This is a genomic window from Streptomyces caelestis (assembly GCF_001279005.1).
GTDB classification, from domain to species: Bacteria; Actinomycetota; Actinomycetes; order Streptomycetales; family Streptomycetaceae; genus Streptomyces; species Streptomyces heliomycini.
The window spans coordinates 61,662-83,604 of record NZ_LGCN01000108.1; the positions used below are offsets into that span (position 1 = coordinate 61,662).

Below are 21,943 nucleotides of genomic sequence, written 5' to 3' on the forward strand. Positions count from 1 at the left end.
TGCGCAGTACCCCACGGCCGGGTGGCGGTGTCAAGAGCGTGACGGGGAGTCCGCGCAGGGCGCCCGGAGGCCCACCCGGACCCGGGGCGCCGCGCGTGCGTCGCTTCCCGCGCGTTCAGCGTTCCGCCGACGCCGGGCGCGGCCCTTCCGGCCGCTCGGCCCGGGTTCCGTTCAGCCGTACCGCCAGGAGGGCCACGTCGTCGCGGCCGTCCGGCGGCAGACGCTCCAGCAGCTGGGTGCAGGCCTCCTCGGGGTCGCTGGACGTCTCGCCGACCACGGAGGCGAGGACGTCCAGGGAGTGCTGGAGATTGACGTGACGGCGCTCGACCAGTCCGTCCGTGACCAGGAGGAGCAGCGAACCGGGCGCCACGGCGACCCGGTGGGCCGCCGGGTGGGGCAGGCCGAGGCCGAGCAGCGGGCCGTGCTCGTGGAGGTAGGCGGTCGTGCCGTCGGGGCTGTGCAGCAGCGGGGGCAGGTGCCCGGCGTTCGCGACGCGGATGGCGTCGGAGCCGGACTCGATCAGGACGATGCACAGCGTCACCGTGACACCGGGTTCGACGGAGGTCAGCAGGTGGTCGAGCCGTTCGAGGATCACCTCGGGCGGGTGCCCCTCCACCGCGTAGGCGCGCAGCGCGTGCCTGACCTGGCCCATCACCACGGCCGCGTCCAGGGAGTGGCCGGCGACGTCGCCCACCGCCACGACCAGGCCGTCCGGCGTGTCGATGGCCTCGTAGAAGTCACCGCCGATCTCGGTGTGCTCGTCGGCGGGCAGGTAGCGCACCGCCAGGTCCGCCCGCGCGGTCTCCGGCAGGCTCTCGGGCAGGAAGCTGCGCTGCAGGGTGAGCGCGAGCGCGTGCTCCTCGCTGTAGCTGCGCAGTGCCTCCAGGGCCAGCGCGCCGGCCTGGACGAGCTGGTCGAGCAGTTGCTCGTCGTCCGGCGTGAGAACCGCGTCCGCCGGGGTGACGACGGCGATGGGCGGGCGGTCGGGTCTGGCGCGGCCGAGCACGGTGCGCCGTCCCTCCGGGGCCTTCAGGCCCGGCGGCAGGCAGGGCAGGTCGAACGCGGCCGCCTGTCCCTGCCGTGCCCGGGCGGGGGCGTCGCCGCGGTGCGGCCAGGCGGGGACGGCGTGCACCTGCGGTCCGTCGTGCGGCGTGGAGGTGTCCTGGTCGTGCCAGGTGTGGGCGACCAGCGCGCCGTCCTCCGGCGCGGTGAGGAAGGCCGCCGCCTCGCAGCGGAGGACGGCCGCCGCCCCCTCGGCCGTCACCCTGACCAGCTCCTGCGCGTCGGTGGCGCCGTACAGCGCCAGCGTGATGCGGTTGAGCAGGTTCAGGCGGTCCGCGAGGAGTTCCGCGCGGCGGCGGGCCCGGGCGTAGCGCAGGTTGGCGGTGACCGTCGCGAGCAGTTCGTCGGGGGCGATGGGCTCGACCAGGTACGCGTCGGCCCCGCGGTAGAGCCCCTGCGCCCGGTCGTCGACGGTGATGGCGGAGGCGGAGATGTTGATCACCGGGACCGCGGCCGTGGCGGGGTTGCCCTTGATGCGCTCGCAGACCTCGAAGCCGCTCATGTCGGGCAGCCGGACGTCGACGACGGCGAGCTCGGGCGGGGGACCCGGCCCGTCGAGCAGTTCGAGCGCGCGGGTGCCGTCCTCGGCCTCGGTGACCTCGTGCCCGGCCCGGCGCAGGGTGGTGGCGAGGACGTAGCGGTTGGTGGGGATGTCGTCCACCACCAGGATGTGCGCCGGACGGTTCTCCGCGTCGGGGGGAAGGGTCATGGGTGTTGTTCCTTGGCCGTGGACGGCTCCGGCCGGGCGGGAAGGGACTCCTGCGCCGCGGGTGGCCCGGCCGGCAGCCGCTCCAGGGCGTCCGCGAGGGTCGCGGTGGTCAGGTACGACTTGTTCAGCACGGCGTGGGCGCCCGTGAGGCGCGTCCGGTCGACGAGGGCGGGTTCGAGCGCCGTCAGGACGATCACGGGTACGTCGGCCGTCGCCGGTTCGAGGGCCAGCCGCCGCCGGACCTCGTAGCCGTCCGGGTTAGGCATGGTGAGGTCCAGGAAGACCACGTCGGGTCGCACGCGCTCGACGGCCGCGACGGCCCCGGCGCTGTCCGTGACCGTGGTGACCGTCTCGGCCAGGCCCTTCAGCATGGCCCGGAAACCGGTCACGAAGGCCTCGTCGTCGTCGACCACCAGGACCGAGGGCACCGGACCGCGGGCGGCCGTGGCCCGCCTCTCCCGAGCCGCCGGCCGGGCGGGTATCTCGACGACCACCCGGGTGCCGACCCCCACCTCGCTGTCCAGCCTCAGGGTGCCGCCCAGGAGTTCCGTCAGCTTGCGGGCGTACGGCAGCCCGAGGCCGGTGCCGGGCCGCCCCCGCTGGTGCGGCCCGCGCACCTGGTAGAACTCCTCGAACACTCGCTCGACTTCAGGGGGCGGGATGCCGACGCCGGTGTCCTCGACCCGGAAGACGACGCGGGCGCCGTCCTCGCGGTCCTCCTCGGCGACGTCCAGCACCACCGCGCCGTCGCCCGTGAACTTCAGCGCGTTCGACAGCACGTTCCGCAGGATCCGGGTCAGCATGACCTCGTCGGTGACGAGCGTGCCGTGCGGCGTCCGGTCCGGGATGCGCAGGTCGACCCCGGGCCGCGCCGTGCTCTGCAGCATGCCGCGCAACTGGTGCAGCAGCGAGCGCAGGTCCACCTCGGCGAGGTGCGGCTCCAGACGGCCGGACTCGGCCTTGGCCACGTCGAGGAGTTCGTCGACGAGGGCCAGCAGCGTGCTGCCGGACGCGTGCACCATGGCCACCTGCTGGCGCTGCTCGTCGGAGAGCGGGTCCGCCGCCGTGTCCAGCAGCAGCTGGGCGAGGGCGATGACGGAGTTCACCGGCGACCGCAGCTCGTGGCTGACGTTGGCCCAGAAGCGGGTCTTGTACTCGTCGGCCAGTTCGAGCTGGCGGGTCTTGTCCTCCAGCTCCGCGTAGAGGGCGACGACCCCGCTGTTGGTCTCCTCCAGCTCGCTCGCCAGCTCGGAGTAGAGCGCGAGGACGCCGGCGTTGGTCTCCTCCAGTTCGGCGTTGAGCCGCTGGAGCTCCTCCTGCTGGCGCTGGGACTCCTCCAGCGCGGCCAGCAGATGACGGTTCTGTGTGCGCAGGGTCTCGATCAGGTCGGCCGCGGTGTCGGTGCCGACCAGCGAACCGCGCACCTCGCCGGCCAGTTCGGCGGCGGACGCCGTCGGCGCGGGGATGCGCTGGGCGAGCACGAGCCGGTGGCGGCCGTCCTCGTCCGAGAGCCGCAGGGAGCTGCCGTCGAGCAGGCGGGAGGCGGCGGTCAGCAGGGTCGACGGCGGCCGGTGGGCGCCCCGCCAGTCGAAGCGCACGGCCAGGCACACCCCGTCCCGTTCCTCGAGGCACAGCTGCGCGGTCAGGTCCGAGGCGCCCTTCAGCTGTTCCCCGGCCTCGCTCACCACGGTGGTCAGCCGGACCAGGGAGCCGCCCGTCAGGCCCGCCGCCCGGCAGGCGGCCTGGGCGCACCGGCGCAGCGTGACCACGTCCCCGTCCCTCATGAGCAGAAGGGTGGCCAGCTCGTGGACGGGCGCCCCGGAGGTCATCGCTGCCCGTGCGCGGCGACGACGATCCCGGCGTCGTCCCTGCGGACCGCGGCCTGGTTGAGGATCTGGGTGGCGACCACGACCGGGTCCTGGGCGAACAGCCCGGGGAAGTCGGCGGGCTTCCACCGGTCGCTGAGGCCGTCGGTGTGCATGACCAGGGCCGATCCGCGCGGGAAGGGCGCCTCGAAGGCGCGCGCCCTGGGCATCTGCACCCCGACGATGCCGGGCACGGACAGCAGACCGTGCCGGGTGTCCGCGGTGCCGACCAGCGCCGTGACGTTGCCGACCCCGCTCAGGTGGACGCGCTGCGCGGCGGCGTCGACCAGGGCGACCGCGACGGCCGCGCCGCGGGTGCCGCGCAGGTTCCGGTGGATGTCCTGCAGGACGTCCACCGGGTTCGTCCGGGTGCTCTCGCGGAAGGCGTCGGCGGCCCGCTCGGCGGCCCTGGCCGCCAGGGGGCCGTGTCCGAGCCCGTCGCACATCATCAGCAGCAGGGCCTCGGGGCCGTGACCGCTCACGGTGCGCACGGTCCAGGTGTCGCCGCACATCTGCTCGCCGCCGATCGGGCGGGTCAGGCCGTCGGCCTCCACCGGTCGCGGAGCCGGCGCCTGCCCGTCGGCCCAGAAGCGGGCCTGGAGCACCGTGCCCCGGCCGCGCAGGGAGTGGACGCCGCTGACGTCGGCGAGCCGGCCGATGGCTCCCATGCCGATGCCCAGGCTGCCGGCGGTCGACGTGCCGTCGAGCAGGGCCCGGGGCAGGTCGTCGATGCCGGGCCCGTTGTCCAGGGAGAGGCACTCCACGGCGGCACGGCCGCCGGTGCGCACCACCCGCAGGGCCAGCGAGCCGTCGTGCGCGTGCTTGAGGAGATTGGTCGCCATCTCCGTCACGCACAGCTCGACGCGGGCCACCAGGTCCTCGGGGAAGCAGACGCCGCGGGCGAGCTGCGCGGCCTGGCGGCGGGCGGCGGCGGCCAGCGCCACGTCGGCGCGCAGCCAGTGCACGTCACCGGCCTCGACGAGGAGGCCGCCGTTCACCTGCCCCACTTCACAATGCGCACGGTCGTGCCGGACGGACCGGACTCGATGTCGAACTCGTCCACGAGCCGCTTGGCGCCGCTGAGGCCGAGTCCCATGCCGTTGCCCGACGTCCAGCCGTCGGTCAGCGCCAGCTCGAGGTCCGCGATGCCCGGGCCCTTGTCCCGGAACTCCACGAAGACGCCGGAACGGCCCGCGTCGACGACCGGGGCCGCGCGAACGACACCCCCTCCGCCGTACACCAGCATGTTCCGCCCGAGCTCACTGGCGGCCGTCACGAGCTTCGTCTGGTGCACCAGCGACAGGCCGCACCGCTGCGCGAGGGTGCGCACCGTCTGCCGCATGCTGACCACGTCGCCGCTGGTGGCGACCGGTACGGTCTCGGTCGAGGTGCTCGCGGCCGCGTAGTCCTTCATGCCCGGCCCGCGGCGATGCGCCGGAGCAGCTTGAGCCCGCGCTCCAGGTTGAGGGCCGTGCGCACGCCGCTCATGGACAGCCCGAGCTCGACCAGGGTCATCGCGACCGCGGGCCGCATGCCCACGACGATGGTCTCGGCGCCGAGGATGCGCGAGACGGCGGCGTTGTTGGCCAGCATGCGCCCGACGAAGGAGTCGACGATCTCCAGGGCGGAGATGTCGATCACGACGCCCTTGGCGCCGGTCGCGACGATGCGGTGGGACAGGTCCTCCTGGAGGTCGAGGACCATCTGGTCGTCCAGGTCGGTCTGGATGGAGACCAGGAGGACCTCACCGATCTTGAGGACGGGGACGCGGTCGGTCACAGGAGACCCCGCACGTCGTCCTCGGCGTCCAGCGCGACTTCCTTCAGCGCCTGGCGCAGCGCGTCCGACAGCGAGGCGTTGGTGGGGATGTCACCGAACTCGATGCCGAGCGCCACGATGGTCTGGGCGATCTGCGGCCGGATGCCCGAGATGGTGCACCGGGCGCCCATCATGCGCGCGGCGACCACCGTCTTCAGCAGGTGCTGCGCGACCTGGGTGTCCACGGTCGGGACGCCGGTGATGTCGATGATGGCGTGCGTGGAGTCGGTGTCGACGAGGGTCTGCAGCAGCTTCTCCATGACGACCTGGGTACGGGCCGAGTCGAGGGTGCCCACCAGGGGGACGCCCACGACGCCGTCCCACAGCTTGACCACGGGCGTCGACAGTTCGAGGAGCTGCTCGGCCTGGGAGGAGATGATCTCCTCGCGGGTGCGCAGGTAGGCCTCGGAGGTCAGCAGGCCGAGGTCGTCCAGCAGGCGGGAGAACTGGAGGTAGGCCCGTACGCTGTCCGCGTCGCCCGTGAGGGAGGGCTCCAGCACCTCCTTGAGGGCGAAGACACTGCGGGCGGTGTCGGTGGGGGTGAAGCCCTGCCGGGCGCGGTTGCGGGACAGCTCGATCAGCAGGCTGCGCGTCTCGCCGAACTCCTCCCCGTGACTGTCCAGCGATCCGGCGGACAGGGCCCTGAGAAGGGCTTCGTACAGCTCGCCCAGTTCGCGTCCGAGCTCGGCCATGCTCAGCCTGCCGCGCAGGTCCTCGCCGACGGTCCGGGCCCACTGCGCGAGAAAATCATCACGCCGCGCGGTCAGTGTGTCGACCAGCAGGCGTGTGTTGCTCTCTGTGTTCACGTCTTCCCCGCCAAACAATTATTCGATGCGTCATGAAGACGATACGGCAAGGCCGCCCTACGGGATTTCGGGAGCGGGCCGGTCCGGGAGCCGTTCCAGCAGCGCCACGGGCGACCGTCCGAGCAGCTCGTCCAGGCGCACGTGCCCGGTGAACTCCCGCTCGGCCTCCAGCACCCCGGCCCACCGCCCCCGGGGCAGCGGCAGCCGTGTGTCACGCCAGCCGCCCTCCTCCGCCAGGCGCAGCGACAGGCGGGTCACGACCGTGAGCACCTCGCCGGAGCGCACGAACGCGAGGCAGTGCCCGGCAGCGGGGCCCTTTGCCGGCAGCGGGTCGTACGACGCGGTGTCACCGAAGACGTCCGGCCGCCGCGCCCGCAGCCGCAGCGCCGCCCGCGTCACCGCCTCCTTGCCGCTCCCGTCGCTCCCGGCGTCCGCGAACCGCACGGTCCGCCGGTTGTCCGGGTCGACCAGCGCCCGGTACTCGCGCTCGGTGCCCTGGTAGAGGTCGGGCACCCCCGGCATCGTCAGGTGGACCAGCGCCGCGCCCAGCACGTTCGCCCGGATGTGCGCCTCCAGCGAGGCGCGCAGCGCCGCCACCCGTTCGCCCGGCACCCCGCACGGCCCCGCCGCGACGAACCGCGCCACCGCCTCCTCGTACGGCGGCTCCTGCTCCGTCCAGCTCGTGTACAGCCCCGCCTCCCGCACATGCTTCAGCAGCGCCCCCCGCACCCGCTCCTCCTCCGCCGGACCGAGCCCGAACACCGTCTGCCAGGCCGCCCACGCCAGCTGCGCGTCCGGCGCCCCCTCGCCCGCGCGGGTGATCTCCGCCAGGACGTCCGTCCAGCGCTCCGGGCACTCGGTGAGCACCTGCAGCGCCGCCCGCACGTCGGCACTGCGCTTGGTGTCGTGCGTCGAGACGACCGTCCCGGTCGACGGCCGGTCGCGCTGCACGCGCGCGCAGTACGCGTGGAACCGCTCCGGGGACACCGCCGGGTCACCGGGGTTCCCGCCCACCTCCGTCGCCGACAGCAGCGGCACGTAGCGGTAGAACGCCGTGTCCTCCACGGACTTGGCCCGCAGCGCCGACGCGGTCTGCGCGAACCGCGTACGGAACTCCACGTACTCCGCGCCGTCCCCGTACCGCCCGAGCACCAGGTCCCGTACGACGTCCACCGCCCCGGCCTCCTCGGGGACGGCGAAGGCGAGCCGGGCCTCGGCCGCGGCCTCCTCGGTGACCACCGTGGACGCGTCCACGGACGCGTACGGGCGGTACACCTCCAGCCGCACCAGCAGCTCCCGCAGGGCGGTGCGCAGCGCCCAGGGCGCGCGGTCGCGCAGCCCGGTCTCCGGAGCGGTCGCGCACAGCCGGGCCGCCACCCGGGTCAGCCGGTCCACCTCGGTGGCCAGCTCGTGCGTGAGCACCTCGTACGCGGCCCGCCGCGCCGTGGCGTCCCAGTCGCCGCCCCGGTCCGTCTGCGGGGCCGCGAACCGCCGGTACCGGCCGAGCAGCTCCCCGAACCCCGCCGGGTCCGTGAACAGCCCGTCCACGTGCCGCAGGGCGTCGTAGCCGGTGGTGCCGGCGACCGGCCAGGAGGCGGGCAGCGACTCACCGTCGGCGAGGATCTTCTCCACCACCGTCCACCGGCCGCCCGTGGCCTCGTGCAGCCGCCGCAGATAGCCGTCGGGGTCGGCGAGCCCGTCGGGGTGGTCGACGCGCAGCCCGTCGATCACGCCCTCCCGGAGCAGCTGAAGGATCTTGGCGTGGGTGGCCTCGAACACCTCCGGGTCCTCCACCCGCACCCCGATCAGCTCGGAGATGCTGAAGAACCGCCGGTAGTTCAGCTCGGTCCGCGCCAGGCGCCACCACACGGGGCGGTACCACTGCGCGTCCAGCAGCTGCGGCAGCGGCAGCCCGGCCGTCCCCTCGCGCAGCGGGAACGCGTGGTCGTGGTAGCGCAGCACGTCGCCGTCGGTCCTCAGGTGGCCGGCCTCCCGGCCGAGCGGCCCCCCGAGCACCGGCAGCAGCACCTGGCCGCCCTGCGCCTCCCAGTCGATGTCGAACCACCGCGCGTGGCGCGAGGCGGGGCCGTCGCGCAGCACCTCCCACAGCGCCCGGTTGTGGCGCGGGGACATCGCCATGTGGTTCGGGACGATGTCCACGACCAGGCCGAGACCGTGCTCCCGCGCGGTGCGCGCCAGCTCCCGCAGGCCCTCCTCGCCGCCCAGCTCCTCGCGCACGCGCGCGTGGTCCACCACGTCGTAGCCGTGCCGCGAGCCGGGCACGGCCTCCAGGACGGGCGACAGGTGCAGGTGGGACACGCCGAGCGAGGCCACGTACGGCACGGCGTCCGCCGCCGCCCCGAACGGGAAGCCGGGCTGCAGCTGCAGCCGGTAGGTGGCCGTGGGCACCGCCGGGTCAGGTCGCTCAGGTGTCATGGGAACCTACGTACCCGCGTGGCGGCCTTTCGTGCCCTCGCTCCTTCCACCGGGCCGCCCATCGCCCGGACGGGCGACTCCCGGGTGTGCCGGACGTCGTGCTACGCCGGCCGTCGCAGCACCGTCATGCTGCGGTCGGTCAGCGTCAGCCGGGCGCCGGCCGCCGCCTTCGGACCGGTCCCCGGTGGCACGCCGTCCGCGCGGGCGGTGTCGACGACCACCTGCCACTGCCGGCCGTGGCCGACCGGCACGACGAAGTCCAGCGGCTCGGGGGAGGCGTTGAACATCAGCAGGAACGAGTCGTCCGTGATGCGCTCCCCGCGCTGCCCGGGCTCGGAGATCGCGTTGCCGTTGAGGAACACCGTCAGCGCCGACGCCCGCGCGGAGTCCCAGTCCCGCTGGGTCATCTCCGCGCCCTCGGGAGTGAACCAGGCGATGTCGGAGAGGTCGTCGTGGGTGCCCTCCACCGGCCGGCCGTGGAAGAAGCGGCGCCGCCGGAACACCGGGTGGTCCTTGCGCAGCCACACCATCGCGCGGGTGAACTCCAGCAGCCGCCGGCGCGGGTCCTCCCCGCCCTCCTCCCCCTCGCCGGGCGCGGGCCAGTCCAGCCAGGCCAGCTCGTTGTCCTGGCAGTAGGCGTTGTTGTTGCCGCGCTGGGTGCGGGCCACCTCGTCGCCGTGACCGATCATCGGCACACCCTGGGAGAGCATCAGCGTGGCGATGAAGTTGCGCATCTGCCGGGCCCGCAGCCGCAGCACGTCCGGGTCGTCGGTTTCGCCCTCGGCCCCGCAGTTCCAGGACCGGTTGTGGCTCTCGCCGTCCCGGTTGTCCTCGCCGTTGGCCTCGTTGTGCTTGTCGTTGTACGCCACCAGGTCGTGCAGGGTGAAACCGTCGTGGCAGGTGACGAAGTTGATCGAGGCCAGCGGGCGCCGCCCGTCGTCCTGGTACAGGTCGGAGGAGCCGGTCAGCCGGGAGGCGAACTCCGCGAGCGCGCGCGGCTCGCCCCGCCACAGGTCCCGCACGGTGTCGCGGTACTTGCCGTTCCACTCGGTCCACAGCGGCGGGAAGTTGCCCACCTGGTAGCCGCCCTCGCCCACGTCCCACGGCTCGGCGATCAGCTTCACCTGGGAGACCACCGGGTCCTGCTGCACCAGGTCGAAGAACGACGACAGCCGGTCCACCTCGTGGAACTGCCGCGCGAGGGTCGCCGCCAGGTCGAAGCGGAACCCGTCGACGTGCATCTCGGTGACCCAGTACCGCAGCGAGTCCATGATCATCTGCAGTACGTGCGGGGACCGCATGAGCAGGGAGTTCCCCGTGCCCGTGGTGTCCATGTAGTACCGGGGGTCGTCGGTCAGCCGGTAGTACGACGGGTTGTCGAGGCCCTTGAGGGACAGCGTGGGGCCCAGGTGGTTGCCCTCGGCGGTGTGGTTGTAGACCACGTCGAGGATCACCTCGATGCCGGCCTCGTGCAGCGCCTTCACCGCCGACTTGAACTCCAGCACCTGCTGGCCCCGGTCGCCCCAGGACGCGTAGGCGTTGTGCGGGGCGAAGAAGCCGATCGTGTTGTAGCCCCAGTAGTTGTTCAGGCCCATGTCCACCAGGCGGTGGTCGTTGACGAACTGGTGCACCGGCATCAGCTCCAGCGCCGTCACCCCCAGCTCGGTCAGGTGCTCGATCACCGCCGGGTGCGCCAGGCCCGCGTAGGTGCCGCGCAGCTCCTCCGGCAGCCCCGGGTGGCGCATGGTGAGGCCCTTGACGTGGGCCTCGTAGATCACCGTGTGGTGGTACTCCGTACGGGGGAGCCGGTCGTCGCCCCAGTCGAAGTACGGGTTGACCACGACCGACGTCATCGTGTGCGGCGCCGAGTCGAGGTCGTTGCGCCGCTCGGGCTCGTCGAAGTGGTAGCCGTACACCTCCTCGCCCCACCGGACCGAGCCGCTGATCGCACGCGCGTACGGGTCGAGCAGCAGCTTCGCCGCATTGCAGCGCAGTCCCCGCTCGGGGGCGTACGGTCCGTGCACGCGGAAGCCGTACCGCTGCCCGGGCATGACCCCGGGCAGGTACGCGTGCCGCACGAACGCGTCGCTCTCGCGCAGTTCGACCGCGGTCTCGGAGCCGTCGTCGTGCAGCAGACACAGCTCCACTCGGTCCGCGGCTTCCGTGAAGACCGCGAAATTCGTTCCGGCGCCGTCGTACGTGGCACCGAGCGGATACGCCTCGCCAGGCCAGACCTGCATGGATACGACTCTTTCAGGTGTACGGCGCCGGTGGGGCGCCTTGGCTCCGGGTGTTTCCGTGTCTCCCCGAAAGGGCGGGAACCACCTTCTACCCAGGACCCCGGGTCCGATGACCCCCGTCCGCCGTCGATCTTGCTATGAATCCGCTCACTCCCGGGGGCCCTCGGGGCGGAACGGTCCGGTGATTGCGGGAAGTTGGGAAGCGAGCCTGTCCATCGGGCTGCATCGTGCGCCGCTGGCGGAGTACTCTCCTTGATCGTCGGGACGGAGTGCTCGGGGGAGCGGAAGGCGGTACGCGGGTGGGCGCGGGAGGGCTGGAACTGCCCCCGGGTGACGACGGTCACGAGGGGAGCGGTTCCACGGACGTCCCGCCCGGTGCGGTGTCCCTGGCACGGCCGATGGACGCGGGCTCGATCGGACCGGAGCTGGACTGGGGCGCCGACGCCTGGCGCGAGGTGCGCACCCGCGCCCAGCGGGCCGGCCGCGCCTACATCTGGCTGAACCTCGTCGAGCAGCGGCTGCGCGCGGTCGTGGCCGCCGTCCTGCGCCCCATCTACGAGCCCGTGCACGGCGACGACTGGGTGGTCGCCGCCGCCGGGCCCGCCGGGCAGGAGTGGGTGCAGCGCGCGGTCGCGGTGCGCGAGGTCAGCCGCCGCAAGGGCTATCTGCTCGACCCGGCCGACGACAACGTCCTGTCCTTCCTCACGCTGCCGCAGCTGCGCGAGCTGATGGTGGCGCACTGGCCCTGTTTCGAGCCGTACTTCGACGACCGCCGGGACGTCGAACTCGCCCTGGACGAGCTGGAGGTCACCCGGAACGTCGTCTCCCGCAACCGCGCGCTGTCCGAGGCGGTGCTCAGCCAGGCCGAGCGGGCCTCCGCGCGACTCCTCGAGATGCTCGGCGCCGGCGGCGACGTGCCGTCCGCGCGCCGGCTGCCCGTCGACGCGGTCGAGGACCTGGTCGGCGACCGGTACGCCGACGTGGTCGCCGTCCACCCGGACCGGGTGCGGCTGCTGCGCCAGTTCCCGGCCGAGGACATCTTCGGCGGGGCCCGCCGGCTCGACGCCCTCGGCATCGGCCTCAACCTGCTGGTGCAGAACTTCTCCGGGCGGCGTCTGGTGCGGCTGGCGGAGTCCGGCTGCCGGGTGCGGCTGCTGTTCCTGAACCCGGCCTCCAGCGCGGTCAAGCGCCGTGAGCGCGAACTCGGCCTCAAGCGCGGCGAGCTCGGCCGCAGCGTCGAGATGAACATCCTGCACATGCGCCGGGTCCGGTCCCGGCTGCGCGACCCCGGCGCCTTCGAGATCCAGGTCTACGACGAGACGCCCCGCTGCACCGCCTACCTGGTGGACGGGGACGGGTCGGACGGCGTCGCGGTCGTGCAGAGCCACCTGCGCCGGACCCGGGGGATGGAGGCTCCGGTGCTGGTCCTGCGCAACGGCGCCAAAGTGGTCAAGCCGGGCGAAGTCGAGGAAGGCGGGCTGTTCCCCACCTATCGCGAGGAGTTCGAGCTGATGTGGACCGATTCGCGACCGGTGTCCTGAACGCCCCGGGGCGGGGCCGGTAAGCGGAACGCGATCCTCTGATTGTCAGTGGTGCGTGCGAAGGTGGGAAACCGCTGGGGGAACGCACCACACAGAAGGGGGCAGCCATGGGCTGGCACCGGGAGCCGCTGATCGGCTTCGAGCCGGAGACGACGGGTACCGACCCGCACGGGACGCGGATCGTCACGGGGGCCGTGAGCGAGGTCGGAGCGGGGGAGGCGGTGGGCCGCCGGGAGTGGCCGGCCGGCCCGGGCGTGCCGATCCCCGAGGACGCGGTGGCCGTGCACGGCGTCGGCGACGAGCGGGCGACCGCCGAGGGAGGCCCCGCCGCCTTTCCCCCACGCGTCCCGGGCGCGTCCCGGATGTCCCGTCCGGCAGCGGCGTGCCGGGTTCCGGTCCACGCCGGAGCGGAGGCCGCGTGATGACCTGGACCACGGGGCCTTTGGCGGCCTTCGACCTGGAGACCACGGGCACGGACATCGAGACCGACCGCATCGTCACCGCGGCGGTCGTACGTCTGGAGCCGGACGGGAGCGTCTCGACGGAACGGACCTGGCTGCTCGATCCCGGAGTGGCGATACCGGAAGAGGCCGCGGCGATCCACGGCATCTCGACGGCGCAGGCCCGCGCGCAGGGGGCCCCGGCCCCGCGCGCCGTCGAGGAGGTCACACAGACCGTCGCCGAGGTCCTGCGGGCAGGGACGCCGCTGGTCGTGATGAACGCGCGCTACGACCTGTCACTGCTGGACCGCGAGTGCCGGCGGTACGGGCTGGAGTCGCTCAGTGAGCGGCTGGGCTCCCTTCCCTCTCCGGTCATCGATCCCCTGGTGATCGACAAGCACATCGACAAGTACCGGAAGGGCAAGCGTGCCCTCCACGCGTTGTGCGCGCACTACGGTGTGTCGCTCGACGACGCACACGACGCGAGGGCGGACGCGGTGGCCGCGGCCCGCGTGGTGCGACGCCTGGGGGAGAAGCACCGGCCCGTCGGGACGATGTCCTTGGCGGACCTGCACGACCTCCAGGTACGAGCGGCGGCCGAGCAGTCGGCCTCCTTGCAGGCGTACCTGAGACGGACCACGAACCCGGCGGCAGTCGTCGAGCGGGCCTGGCCGGTCATCCCGCGCGGCTGACGATCCGGGCGGGTCGAGCCCTTCCGGGCGCGGGAGCCCGCGGGCGAGCGGGTCCGACGCGCCGCGCGGTCCGGATCAGAACGGATACCAGCGCACGCTCTCGTCCCCGTCCCGCAGCGACGCCACCCGGCGCCGGAACTCGGCCAGCGCCTTGGGGTTGCCCGGGGCGTGCTGGGCGACCCAGGCGCAGCTGGCGGTCTCCCGCGCGCCGCGCAGCACCGAGCAGCCCTCCCAGACGCGCACGTCCCAGCCGTAGGCGGCGGTGAAGGACGCGTACGCCTCGTCCGACAGCCCGTAGCGGTCGTGCGAGAGGGCCATCACCACCAGGTCGTGCTCGCGCAGGTCGGCCGAGAAGGTCTCCAGGTCGGTCAGGACCGGTCCGTCCGGCCCGATGTGCACATTGCGGAGCAGCGCGTCCCCGTGCACGGGCCCCGGCGGCAGCTCGGGCGTCAGCGCCGCGGCGGCCGCCGCGAAGCCGTCGCGCCGTTCGCGCAGGTAGGCCGCGTCCGCCGGGTCGACGGCGTCGCCCGCCAGCCGCAGCCAGCGCTCCACACCGCCCAGCAGCTCGCGGGGCGGCAGCGCGAACGGGGGAGCGGGCAGTGCGTGGACCATTCGCAGCAGTTCGGCCAGGTCCCGGGGTTCGGCCGGCCGCGCCGCCTTTGGCAGCCGGTGCCACACGGTCACCGGGTGGCCCTCGACCAGCAGTGCCTCCGGCGCGGCCGCCCGCACCGCCGGCACGCCCCGCTCCGCCAGCCACTCCGCGACGGACAGCTCCCGGCGGGCCCGCTCCAGCAGTTCGGCGTCCCGGCCCACCTTGACGGCCAGGTCACCGGCGGCGAACACCGCGTTCTCGCCGAGGGCGAGAAGCCGCGCGTCCGTCGCCGCACCGGGCAGCACTCCCGCAGCCGCGAGTACGCCCCGCGCCCGTGCCTCGTCCATCCGTCCGCCTCCGTGTCCGCGCGCCTCCGACCGCCGGGATCCGGCCGTCCGCCGGTCAGTGTCGCATTCACCCGGGTGGCGGCGGTGTGCGCGGTACCTCGACGAGCCGCGCGAGCGGCTGGAGGCCGGGGTGCTGGTGAGCGGGGTGGCGCGCGAGCGGTGGCTGCGGCCGCGCGAAGGGCCGGCTCCGCGACCGCAAACAAGTTGCACGAGACGTATCGTCTCGTCTATGGTCCCGGTATGACCACTCCCGCGCACATCGCCATGTTCTCCATCGCCGCCCACGGCCACGTGAACCCGAGCCTCGAGGTGATCCGCGAGCTCGTGGCGCGCGGTCACCGGGTCACGTACGCGATCCCCCCGCTGTTCGAGGAGAAGGTCGCCGGGACCGGCGCCGAGCCCAAGCCGTGGAACAGCACGCTGCCCGGCCCCGACGACGACCCGGAGGCCTGGGGCTCCACGCTGCTGGACAACGTGGAGCCGTTCCTGAACGACGCGGTCCAGGCGCTCCCGCAGCTCATCGAGGCCTACGAGGACGACACCCCCGACCTCGTCCTGCACGACATCACCTCCTACCCGGCCCGCGTGCTCGCCCACCGCTGGGGCGTGCCCGCCGTCTCCCTCTCGCCGAACCTCGTCGCCTGGGACGGCTACGAGAAGGAGGTCGCCGAGCCGATGTGGGAGGAGCCGAAGAAGACCGAGCGGGGGCAGGCGTACTACGCCCGCTTCCGCGCCTGGCTGGAGGAGAACGGGATCACCATGCACCCCGACGACTTCGCGGGCCGCCCCGCCCGCTCGATCGTCCTGATCCCCAAGGCGCTCCAGCCCCACGCCGACCGGGTGGACGAGAGCGTGTACTCCTTCGTCGGGGCCTGCCAGGGCGACCGGAGCGCCGAGGGCGGCTGGCGGCGTCCCGCCGGCGCCGAGAAGGTCGTACTCGTGTCGCTCGGGTCGTCCTTCACCAAGCAGCCGGCCTTCTACCGGGAGTGCGTCAAGGCGTTCGGCGAGCTGCCCGGCTGGCACCTGGTGCTCCAGGTCGGCCGTCACGTCGGCCCCGCCGAGCTGGGGGACGTGCCGGAGAACGTCGAGGTGCGGTCCTGGGTGCCGCAGCTCGCGATCCTGAAGCAGGCCGACCTGTTCGTCACCCACGCGGGGGCCGGCGGCAGCCAGGAAGGGCTGGCCACGGCCACCCCGATGATCGCCGTACCGCAGGCCGTGGACCAGTTCGGCAACGCGGACATGCTCCAGGGGCTCGGGGTGGCCCGGCACGTTCCGGCCGACGAGGCGAAGGCCGAGGTGCTGAGGGCGGCGGCCCTCGCCCTGGTCGACGACCCGGAGGTCGCCCGGCGGCTGAAGGGCGTCCAGGCCGAAATGGCGGAGGAGGGCGGTACGCGCCGGGCGGCCGACCTGATCGAGGCGGAGTTGCCCGCGCGGCGCTGATGTGGCCGTGGGCGGGGCGGGGTGCGCTGCCCGGCGCCGGGCGGTGAGGCGCCGCACCCGTGATTCCCCGGTCCCCATGACGGGCTCGCTCCCTCGTGTCCGGCAGCGGCCCCCTGCCGCCGGCCGGCGCTTTCGACGGCGGGGGGCCGTGTGAGCCCGTCGCGTCGCGCTGTCCGGTGAAGCCCGGGAACCCGGGGCCGTCCCGTCGGAGCCCACCTCCTCCCCGCGCGGGAGGACAGCGGTCCCCCACGGGCACGACGGCCGTCCTAGGGTGTGCGTATGGCGACGACGAGATACGCGGCACTGCTGCGCGGGATCAACGTGGGCGGCAACAGGAAAGTGCCGATGGCCGAACTGCGGACCCTCATGGAGGGCCTCGGCCACGACGGTGTGCGCACCCACCTGCAGAGCGGCCAGGCGGTGTTCACCGCCGCGCACGGCGACGAGGAGTCGCTGGCCGCCGGGTTGTCGGAGGCGATCGAGCGGCACTTCGGCTTCGCCGTGGACGTGATCGTGCGCGACCACGCCTATCTGAAGGGGATCGTCGAGGCCTGCCCGTACCCGGCCGGCGGACTGGAGCCCCGGCAGCTCCACGTCACGTACTTCTCCGCGCCCGTCACCCCCGACCGCTTCGCCGAGATCGACCCGGACGCCTACCGGCCCGAGGAGTTCAGCCTCGGCGACCGCGCGCTCTACCTCTACGCCCCGGACGGCCTGGGCCGCTCCCGACTCGCCGAGCACCTGGCCAGGCCCCGGATCACCAAGGGCACCGTCGCCACCAGCCGCAACTGGAACACGGTGCGCACACTGGTGGAGCTCACCGAGGGCTGAGTTCAGGCGCCGACCGCCGCGAGCAGCGGCGCCCGCGCCTCGTCGTACCGCTCCAGCAGCACCCGCGCCACCTCCGGCGCCGGGCCCAGCACGTCCGCGAGGACGTCCGCCCCGGCCGCGCCCCGGGCGATCCGGTCCGGGAGGAAGCCGGGGGCCAGGACGTACGGCGCGACGGCGACGCGAGCGCAGCCCAGGGCGCGCAGTTCGCGCACCGCCTGCTCGGTGCGGGGCAGGGATGCGGAGGCGAACGCAGGCCGCACGGCGCACCAACCGGTGTGCCGCCACTCCCGCGCGATTGCTGCGATCACTGCGATCGCCTCCGGGTCGGAGGACCCCGCCGAGGCCAGCACGACCCCGGTCGAGGACTTGTCGGCGGGCGTCAGGCCCGCCTCGTACAGCCGGCGCTCCAGCGCCGACATCAGGAGCGGGGACGGGCCCAGCACCTCGGCCTGGCGGATCCGCAGCCGCGGCGGCGCCTGGGCCAGCACCGCCGGGATGTCCGACTTGGCGTGGAAGGCGCGGGTCAGCAGCAGCGGGAGGGCGACCACGTCGCGGACGCCCTCCGCGTCCAGGGACTCCAGCACCCCTTGGACGGAGGGGACGTTGAAGTCCAGGAAGCCGGTCTCCACCCGCAGTCCCGGCCGCAGCGACCGCACCCGCCGCACCAGTTCGTGCACGGTCGCGGCGTGCCGCGGATCACGGCTGCCGTGGGCGACGACGAGAAGTACCGGACGGCGCATGGTGTTCCTCAGCCCTTCACCAGCAGACCGCGGCTGCGCAGCACCCACCGCTCCAGCGGACTGAAGATCAGCAGGTCGATGGCGATGCCGACGGTCAGGATCAGCAGGATGGCCTCGAAGACCATGGCCATGTCGCTGGCGTTGCGGCCGTTCTCCAGGAGCTGGCCGAGGCCCACGCCGAGGTCCGGGAAGGACGCGATGATCTCCGCGGCCATCAGCGAGCGCCAGGAGAACGCCCAGCCCTGCTTCAGGCCCGCCACATAGCCGGGCAGCGCGGCCGGCAGCACGATGTGCCAGGTGCCCTTCAGCCCCGTCGCGCCCAGCGTGCGGCCGGCCCGCAGGAACAGCGGGGGCACCTGGTCGACGCCGGAGACCAGGCCGTTGGCGATCGAGGGGACCGCGCCGAGCAGGATGACGGCGTACATCATCTGGTTGTTCAGACCCAGCCAGATCACCGCCGGCGGCACCCACGCCACCGACGGCAGCGACTGCAGCCCGGACAGGATCGGCCCGATCGCCGCGCGCACGAACCTCACCCGCGCCACCAGCAGCCCCAGCGGGGTGCCGATCAGCAGCGCGAAGAAGAAGCCGAGCAGACCGCGCGAGACGCTGGTCCAGATGTAGCCGAGCAGCTCGCCCTGGAGCCACGCCTCACGCAGGACGTCCCACACCGCGCCCGGCGAGGGCAGCTTGGTCGGATCGTCGACGATCTCGAAGGAGACCAGGGCCTGCCACACCGCCAGCACCAGCACGACGGCGACGACCGGCGGCAGGATCTTCTCCACGAAGGTCTGCCGCAGCGGCTTGCGTCCGGTCTGCACCGTCTCCAGTGCGTCGAGGCCCGCCTCCAGACCGGCGAGGTCGCCCCCGTCCCCGTCCTTCGCGGTCGTCTCAGTGCTGGCCATGACGGCGGATCTCCCCACGGAGTTCTTCGGTGATCTCGACGGACAGTTCCGCCACGGCGGTGTCCTCGATGCGGCGCGGATGCGGGATGTCCACCGTCCACTCGCGGGCGATCCGGCCCGGACGGGACGACAGCAGCACCACCCGCTGCGCGAGCCGGACGGCCTCGCGCACGTTGTGCGTGACGAACAGGACGGACAGCCGGGTCTCGCTCCAGATCCTGGTCAGCTCGTCGTGCAGCACGTCCCGCGTGATGGCGTCCAGCGCCGCGAACGGCTCGTCCATCAGCAGCAGCCGGCTGTCCTGGGCGATCGCCCGGGCCAGTGCCACGCGCTGCCGCATACCGCCGGACAGTTCGTGCACCCGCTTGCCGTGCGCGCCCTTCAGCCGGACGAGCTCCAGCAGCTCCTCGGCCCGTTCGCGGCGCTCGTTCTTCTGCACGCCCCGCAGCTTCAGGGCGAGTTCGATGTTCTTGCCCGCGGTCAGCCACGGGAAGAGGGCGTGCTCCTGGAACATCAGGGCCGGCCGGCCGTCCGTGCCGATCGTGCCGGCCGTGGGGCGGTCGAGCCCCGCGACCAGGTTGAGCAGTGTGGACTTCCCGCAGCCCGAGGCACCCAGGAGGGTGACGAACTCACCGGGCGCGACATCGAGGGTGATGTCGTCCAGCACCAACTGCTGTCCGGCGGGGCCCGCGAACGACTTCGAGACGTGCTCGATGCGGGCGGCGTGGGTCGCCGTCCCGATGCCGTCGGCGGCCTTGGCGAGGGTCGTGGCCATGGTCGTCACCTCCTGGGAACTCTTCGTGGTCCGGGCTTACTTGGCGCCGAGTCCGGCGTCGTCGACGGCCGGTTCGCCGGCGGCCTTCAGAACCTCGTTGAGCAGCGTGAGGTCGTAGACGCCGTCCAGGTCCGGCTGCTCCAGCAGTCCCGCCTTGACGGCGTGCTCCGCCTGCGCGTCGAGGGTGGCGGCCAGCGGGTCGTCGGTGAACTCGATCGACTTCCACGCCGGGTCCAGCACCTCGGCGGGCAGCGCCTTGCCGGAGTCGGCCTCCAGCTGCTCGTTGGCGGCGGTCTTCGCCTCGTCCGGGTGGGCGTTGATCCACTGGTTGGTCTCGACGGACGCCTTCAGCACCGCCTCGACGGCCTTCGGGTGCTGCTCCAGGAACTCCTGGCGCACGATGATGTTCGTGATCACGAACTTCCCGTCCGGCCACAGGGACGCCTCGTCCAGCAGCACCCTGCCGCCCTGCGCGACCAGCTTCGACGCGGTCGGCTCCGGCACCCAGGCGCCGTCGACCGACCCGGCCCTGAACGCGTCCGGGGTGACCTTGTTGTCGCTGCGGACGACCGTGACGTCACCCTTGCCGCTCTGGGCGTCGACCTTCCAGCCCTGCTCGGCCGCCCAGTGGAGGAACGCCACGTCCTGGGTGTTGCCGAGCTGCGGGGTCGCGATCCGCTTGCCCTCGACGTCCTTCAGGGACGTCACCTTGTCCGGGTTCACCACGAGCTTGACTCCGCCGGACGCCGAACCGCCGATGATGCGCAGGTTCCTGCCGCCGGACTTGGTGTAACCGTTGACAGCCGGGGAGGGACCGATGAAGCCGATGTCGAGGGAACCGGAGTTGAGCGCCTCGATCTCCGACGGCCCCGCGTTGAAGACCGCGTACTTCGCCTCCGTGGCGCCGAGTGCCTTCTGGAACAGGCCCTTCTTGTTCCCCACCAGCGCGGTGCCGTGGGTGAGGTTGCCGAAGTAGCCGATCCTGACGGAGTCCAGACCGTCGATCCTCTTCGCCCCGGCGGCGACCTTCGCGGAGTCGTCGTCCTTGGCCTGGGACCCGTAGCCGCAGGCGGCCAGGGTGAGCAGCAAAAGCGCGGCCGGCACCGCGAGGGCACGGCGCAGAGCGGTCGTGGCAGGCACGGGAGGTGTTCCTCTCGCAGGGCCCGGCGGTCACGGTCCTGGTCTCAGGCGGTGGCCGGGAGGTCGGCGGGTTTTCGTCTACGGCGGTGGGGGGTGAGGGCGCGCGAGCGGTGCGCGTACGTCAGCGCGCACATCGGTCCACCCCGCCCTGCCCGGCGCCGAGGGCGCCGCTTCCTACGCGGCCGCCCTCCTTCGCGAACCCGGTGTAGAAATCGGTGGGGTTCATGCTCAGAAGTCCCACCCGTCGTCCCCGGCCTCGTCCTTGACGGGCTCCGGTGCGGCGAAGGACTCACCGACCATGCCGGCGGTGAGCGTGGTGCCGTCACCGGGGTCGATGAGGATGAACGAACCGGTGCGCCGCGAGTCCGCGTAGGAGTCGGCGGGCAGCGGCTCGGCGGTGCGGATCTTCACCCGGCCGATGTCGTTGGCGGTGAGCTGCCCGGGGTGCGGGTGCAGCGACAGGTCGTCCAGCGTCAGCCGGGACGGGATGTCCTTCACGATCGCCTTGACGGTGCGGGTGCCGTGCTTGAGCAGCACCCGGTGGCCGACGGTCAACGGCTGGTCGGCGACGTGGCACACGGTGGCCTCGACGTCCTGCGAGGTGGCCGGCGCGTCCTTGCTGGGGACGATCAGGTCGCCGCGGGAGATGTCGATGTCGTCGGCCAGCAGCAGCGTCACCGACTGCGGCGTCCAGGCGACGTCGACGGGCTCGCCCAGCAGGTCGATCCCGGTGACCGTCGTGGTCCGCCCGGACGGCAGCACGGTCACCTCGTCGCCCACCCGGAAGGTGCCCGCCGCGATCTGCCCCGCGTAGCCCCGGTAGTCGGGGTGCTCGGCGCTCTGCGGCCGGATCACGTACTGCACGGGCAGCCGCGCGTGGCAGTGCGCCAGGTCGTGGCTGACCGGGACGGTCTCCAGGTGCTCCAGCACGGTCGGGCCGCCGTACCAGTCCATGTGCGCGGACGGCTCCACCACGTTGTCGCCGACGAGGGCCGAGATCGGGATCGCGGTGACCTCGGGGACGCCCAGCTCGGTCGCGTACGCCGTGAACTCCTCGGCTATGCCCGCGAACACGGACTCCCGGTAGTCCACCAGGTCCATCTTGTTCACGGCGAGGACGACGTGCGGGACGCGCAGCAGGGCGGCGATGGCGGCGTGCCGGCGGGTCTGCTCGACGACGCCGTTGCGGGCGTCGACCAGGACCACCGTCAGCTCGGCCGTGGAGGCGCCGGTGACCATGTTCCGCGTGTACTGCACGTGCCCCGGGGTGTCGGCGAGGATGAACCGGCGCCGGGCCGTGGCGAAGTAGCGGTAGGCCACGTCGATGGTGATGCCCTGCTCCCGCTCGGCCCGCAGACCGTCGGTGAGCAGCGCGAGGTCGGGCGTCTCCTGACCGCGGCCGGCCGACGCGCGCTCCACGGCCTCCAGCTGGTCGGTGAGGACCGACTTCGAGTCGTGCAGCAGCCGGCCCACCAGGGTGGACTTGCCGTCGTCGACGGAGCCGGCGGTGGCGAACCGCAGCAGGGTGGTGGCCGCGAGCTCCTCGGCGGTGATGGTGCTCATG

At 73.0% G+C, this 21,943-nt stretch carries 18 protein-coding genes and 1 pseudogene; 5 read left to right on the plus strand and 14 right to left on the minus strand.

The window, feature by feature from the left end; translation table 11 throughout:
* Positions 1-115: 115 nt before the first annotated feature.
* The 8 genes from ADK41_RS10350 to glgX form a co-directional block, all read right to left on the minus strand.
* The gene (locus tag ADK41_RS10350) at positions 116-1,771 is read right to left on the minus strand and encodes a fused response regulator/phosphatase (protein WP_051843212.1); all 1,656 of its coding nucleotides are present in this window, start codon (positions 1,769-1,771) and stop codon (positions 116-118) included.
* Positions 1,768-3,600 (minus strand): ATP-binding protein, encoded by a 1,833-nt coding sequence (locus ADK41_RS10355; protein ID WP_051843211.1) that lies wholly within the window; start codon positions 3,598-3,600, stop codon positions 1,768-1,770. Before ADK41_RS10355 ends, ADK41_RS10350 begins: the two co-directional genes overlap by 4 nt.
* Positions 3,597-4,643, minus strand: a complete 1,047-nt coding sequence (locus ADK41_RS10360; protein WP_030828394.1) for an ATP-binding protein — start codon at positions 4,641-4,643, stop codon at positions 3,597-3,599. Before ADK41_RS10360 ends, ADK41_RS10355 begins: the two co-directional genes overlap by 4 nt.
* Positions 4,631-5,050, minus strand: coding sequence for an anti-sigma regulatory factor (locus tag ADK41_RS10365; protein ID WP_030828391.1), 420 nt, complete (start codon positions 5,048-5,050; stop codon positions 4,631-4,633). Before ADK41_RS10365 ends, ADK41_RS10360 begins: the two co-directional genes overlap by 13 nt.
* A complete protein-coding gene (locus ADK41_RS10370) occupies positions 5,047-5,415 on the minus strand; it encodes an STAS domain-containing protein (RefSeq protein ID WP_030828388.1) in 369 nt (122 codons plus the stop codon). Before ADK41_RS10370 ends, ADK41_RS10365 begins: the two co-directional genes overlap by 4 nt.
* Positions 5,412-6,260 (minus strand): STAS domain-containing protein, encoded by an 849-nt coding sequence (locus ADK41_RS10375; RefSeq protein ID WP_030828385.1) that lies wholly within the window; start codon positions 6,258-6,260, stop codon positions 5,412-5,414. Before ADK41_RS10375 ends, ADK41_RS10370 begins: the two co-directional genes overlap by 4 nt.
* A 57-nt stretch (positions 6,261-6,317) precedes the next feature.
* The gene (gene treY, locus ADK41_RS10380; RefSeq protein WP_030828382.1) at positions 6,318-8,696 is read right to left on the minus strand and encodes a malto-oligosyltrehalose synthase; all 2,379 of its coding nucleotides are present in this window, start codon (positions 8,694-8,696) and stop codon (positions 6,318-6,320) included.
* A gap of 101 nt (positions 8,697-8,797) precedes the next feature.
* Positions 8,798-10,936, minus strand: coding sequence for a glycogen debranching protein GlgX (gene glgX / locus ADK41_RS10385; RefSeq protein ID WP_030828380.1), 2,139 nt, complete (start codon positions 10,934-10,936; stop codon positions 8,798-8,800).
* A gap of 299 nt (positions 10,937-11,235) precedes the next feature.
* On the opposite strand from glgX, the gene ADK41_RS10390 reads away from it, so the two are divergent.
* The 3 genes and pseudogenes from ADK41_RS10390 to ADK41_RS10400 all read left to right on the plus strand — a co-directional run bounded on the left by ADK41_RS10390 (position 11,236) and on the right by ADK41_RS10400 (position 13,609).
* On the plus strand, positions 11,236-12,477 hold the full coding sequence (locus ADK41_RS10390) for an SAV2148 family HEPN domain-containing protein (protein WP_037804462.1): 1,242 nt from the start codon (positions 11,236-11,238) through the stop codon (positions 12,475-12,477).
* A 107-nt stretch (positions 12,478-12,584) separates the two neighbouring features.
* A pseudogene (locus ADK41_RS10395) lies at positions 12,585-12,806 on the plus strand (3'-5' exonuclease); the annotation flags it as partial.
* A gap of 92 nt (positions 12,807-12,898) precedes the next feature.
* Positions 12,899-13,609 (plus strand): 3'-5' exonuclease, encoded by a 711-nt coding sequence (locus ADK41_RS10400; protein WP_030828372.1) that lies wholly within the window; start codon positions 12,899-12,901, stop codon positions 13,607-13,609.
* A 75-nt stretch (positions 13,610-13,684) separates the two neighbouring features.
* Here ADK41_RS10400 and ADK41_RS10405 read toward each other — a convergent pair whose 3' ends face one another.
* Positions 13,685-14,548, minus strand: coding sequence for a phosphotransferase (locus ADK41_RS10405; RefSeq protein WP_030828369.1), 864 nt, complete (start codon positions 14,546-14,548; stop codon positions 13,685-13,687).
* A 240-nt stretch (positions 14,549-14,788) separates the two neighbouring features.
* Here ADK41_RS10405 and mgt point away from each other — a divergent pair, with 240 nt between their 5' ends.
* On the plus strand, positions 14,789-15,988 hold the full coding sequence (gene mgt, locus ADK41_RS10410; protein WP_030828367.1) for a macrolide-inactivating glycosyltransferase: 1,200 nt from the start codon (positions 14,789-14,791) through the stop codon (positions 15,986-15,988).
* Between the two features lie 279 nt (positions 15,989-16,267).
* Positions 16,268-16,819, plus strand: coding sequence for a DUF1697 domain-containing protein (locus ADK41_RS10415; RefSeq protein ID WP_030828364.1), 552 nt, complete (start codon positions 16,268-16,270; stop codon positions 16,817-16,819).
* A gap of 2 nt (positions 16,820-16,821) precedes the next feature.
* Here the strand turns inward: ADK41_RS10415 and ADK41_RS10420 are convergent, their stop codons facing one another.
* The 5 genes from ADK41_RS10420 to ADK41_RS10445 all read right to left on the minus strand — a co-directional run bounded on the left by ADK41_RS10420 (position 16,822) and on the right by ADK41_RS10445 (position 21,942).
* Positions 16,822-17,559, minus strand: coding sequence for a sirohydrochlorin chelatase (locus ADK41_RS10420; RefSeq protein WP_030828361.1), 738 nt, complete (start codon positions 17,557-17,559; stop codon positions 16,822-16,824).
* A gap of 8 nt (positions 17,560-17,567) precedes the next feature.
* Positions 17,568-18,464, minus strand: coding sequence for an ABC transporter permease (locus tag ADK41_RS10425; protein WP_030828358.1), 897 nt, complete (start codon positions 18,462-18,464; stop codon positions 17,568-17,570).
* The gene (locus ADK41_RS10430; RefSeq protein WP_030828355.1) at positions 18,451-19,239 is read right to left on the minus strand and encodes an ABC transporter ATP-binding protein; all 789 of its coding nucleotides are present in this window, start codon (positions 19,237-19,239) and stop codon (positions 18,451-18,453) included. The genes ADK41_RS10425 and ADK41_RS10430 overlap by 14 nt, the downstream gene beginning before the upstream one ends.
* Before the next feature lie 36 nt (positions 19,240-19,275).
* Positions 19,276-20,379, minus strand: a complete 1,104-nt coding sequence (locus tag ADK41_RS10435; RefSeq protein WP_030828352.1) for an aliphatic sulfonate ABC transporter substrate-binding protein — start codon at positions 20,377-20,379, stop codon at positions 19,276-19,278.
* 228 nt (positions 20,380-20,607) lie between these two features.
* Positions 20,608-21,942, minus strand: a complete 1,335-nt coding sequence (locus ADK41_RS10445) for a sulfate adenylyltransferase subunit 1 (protein ID WP_030828350.1) — start codon at positions 21,940-21,942, stop codon at positions 20,608-20,610.
* Position 21,943 lies beyond the last annotated feature (1 nt).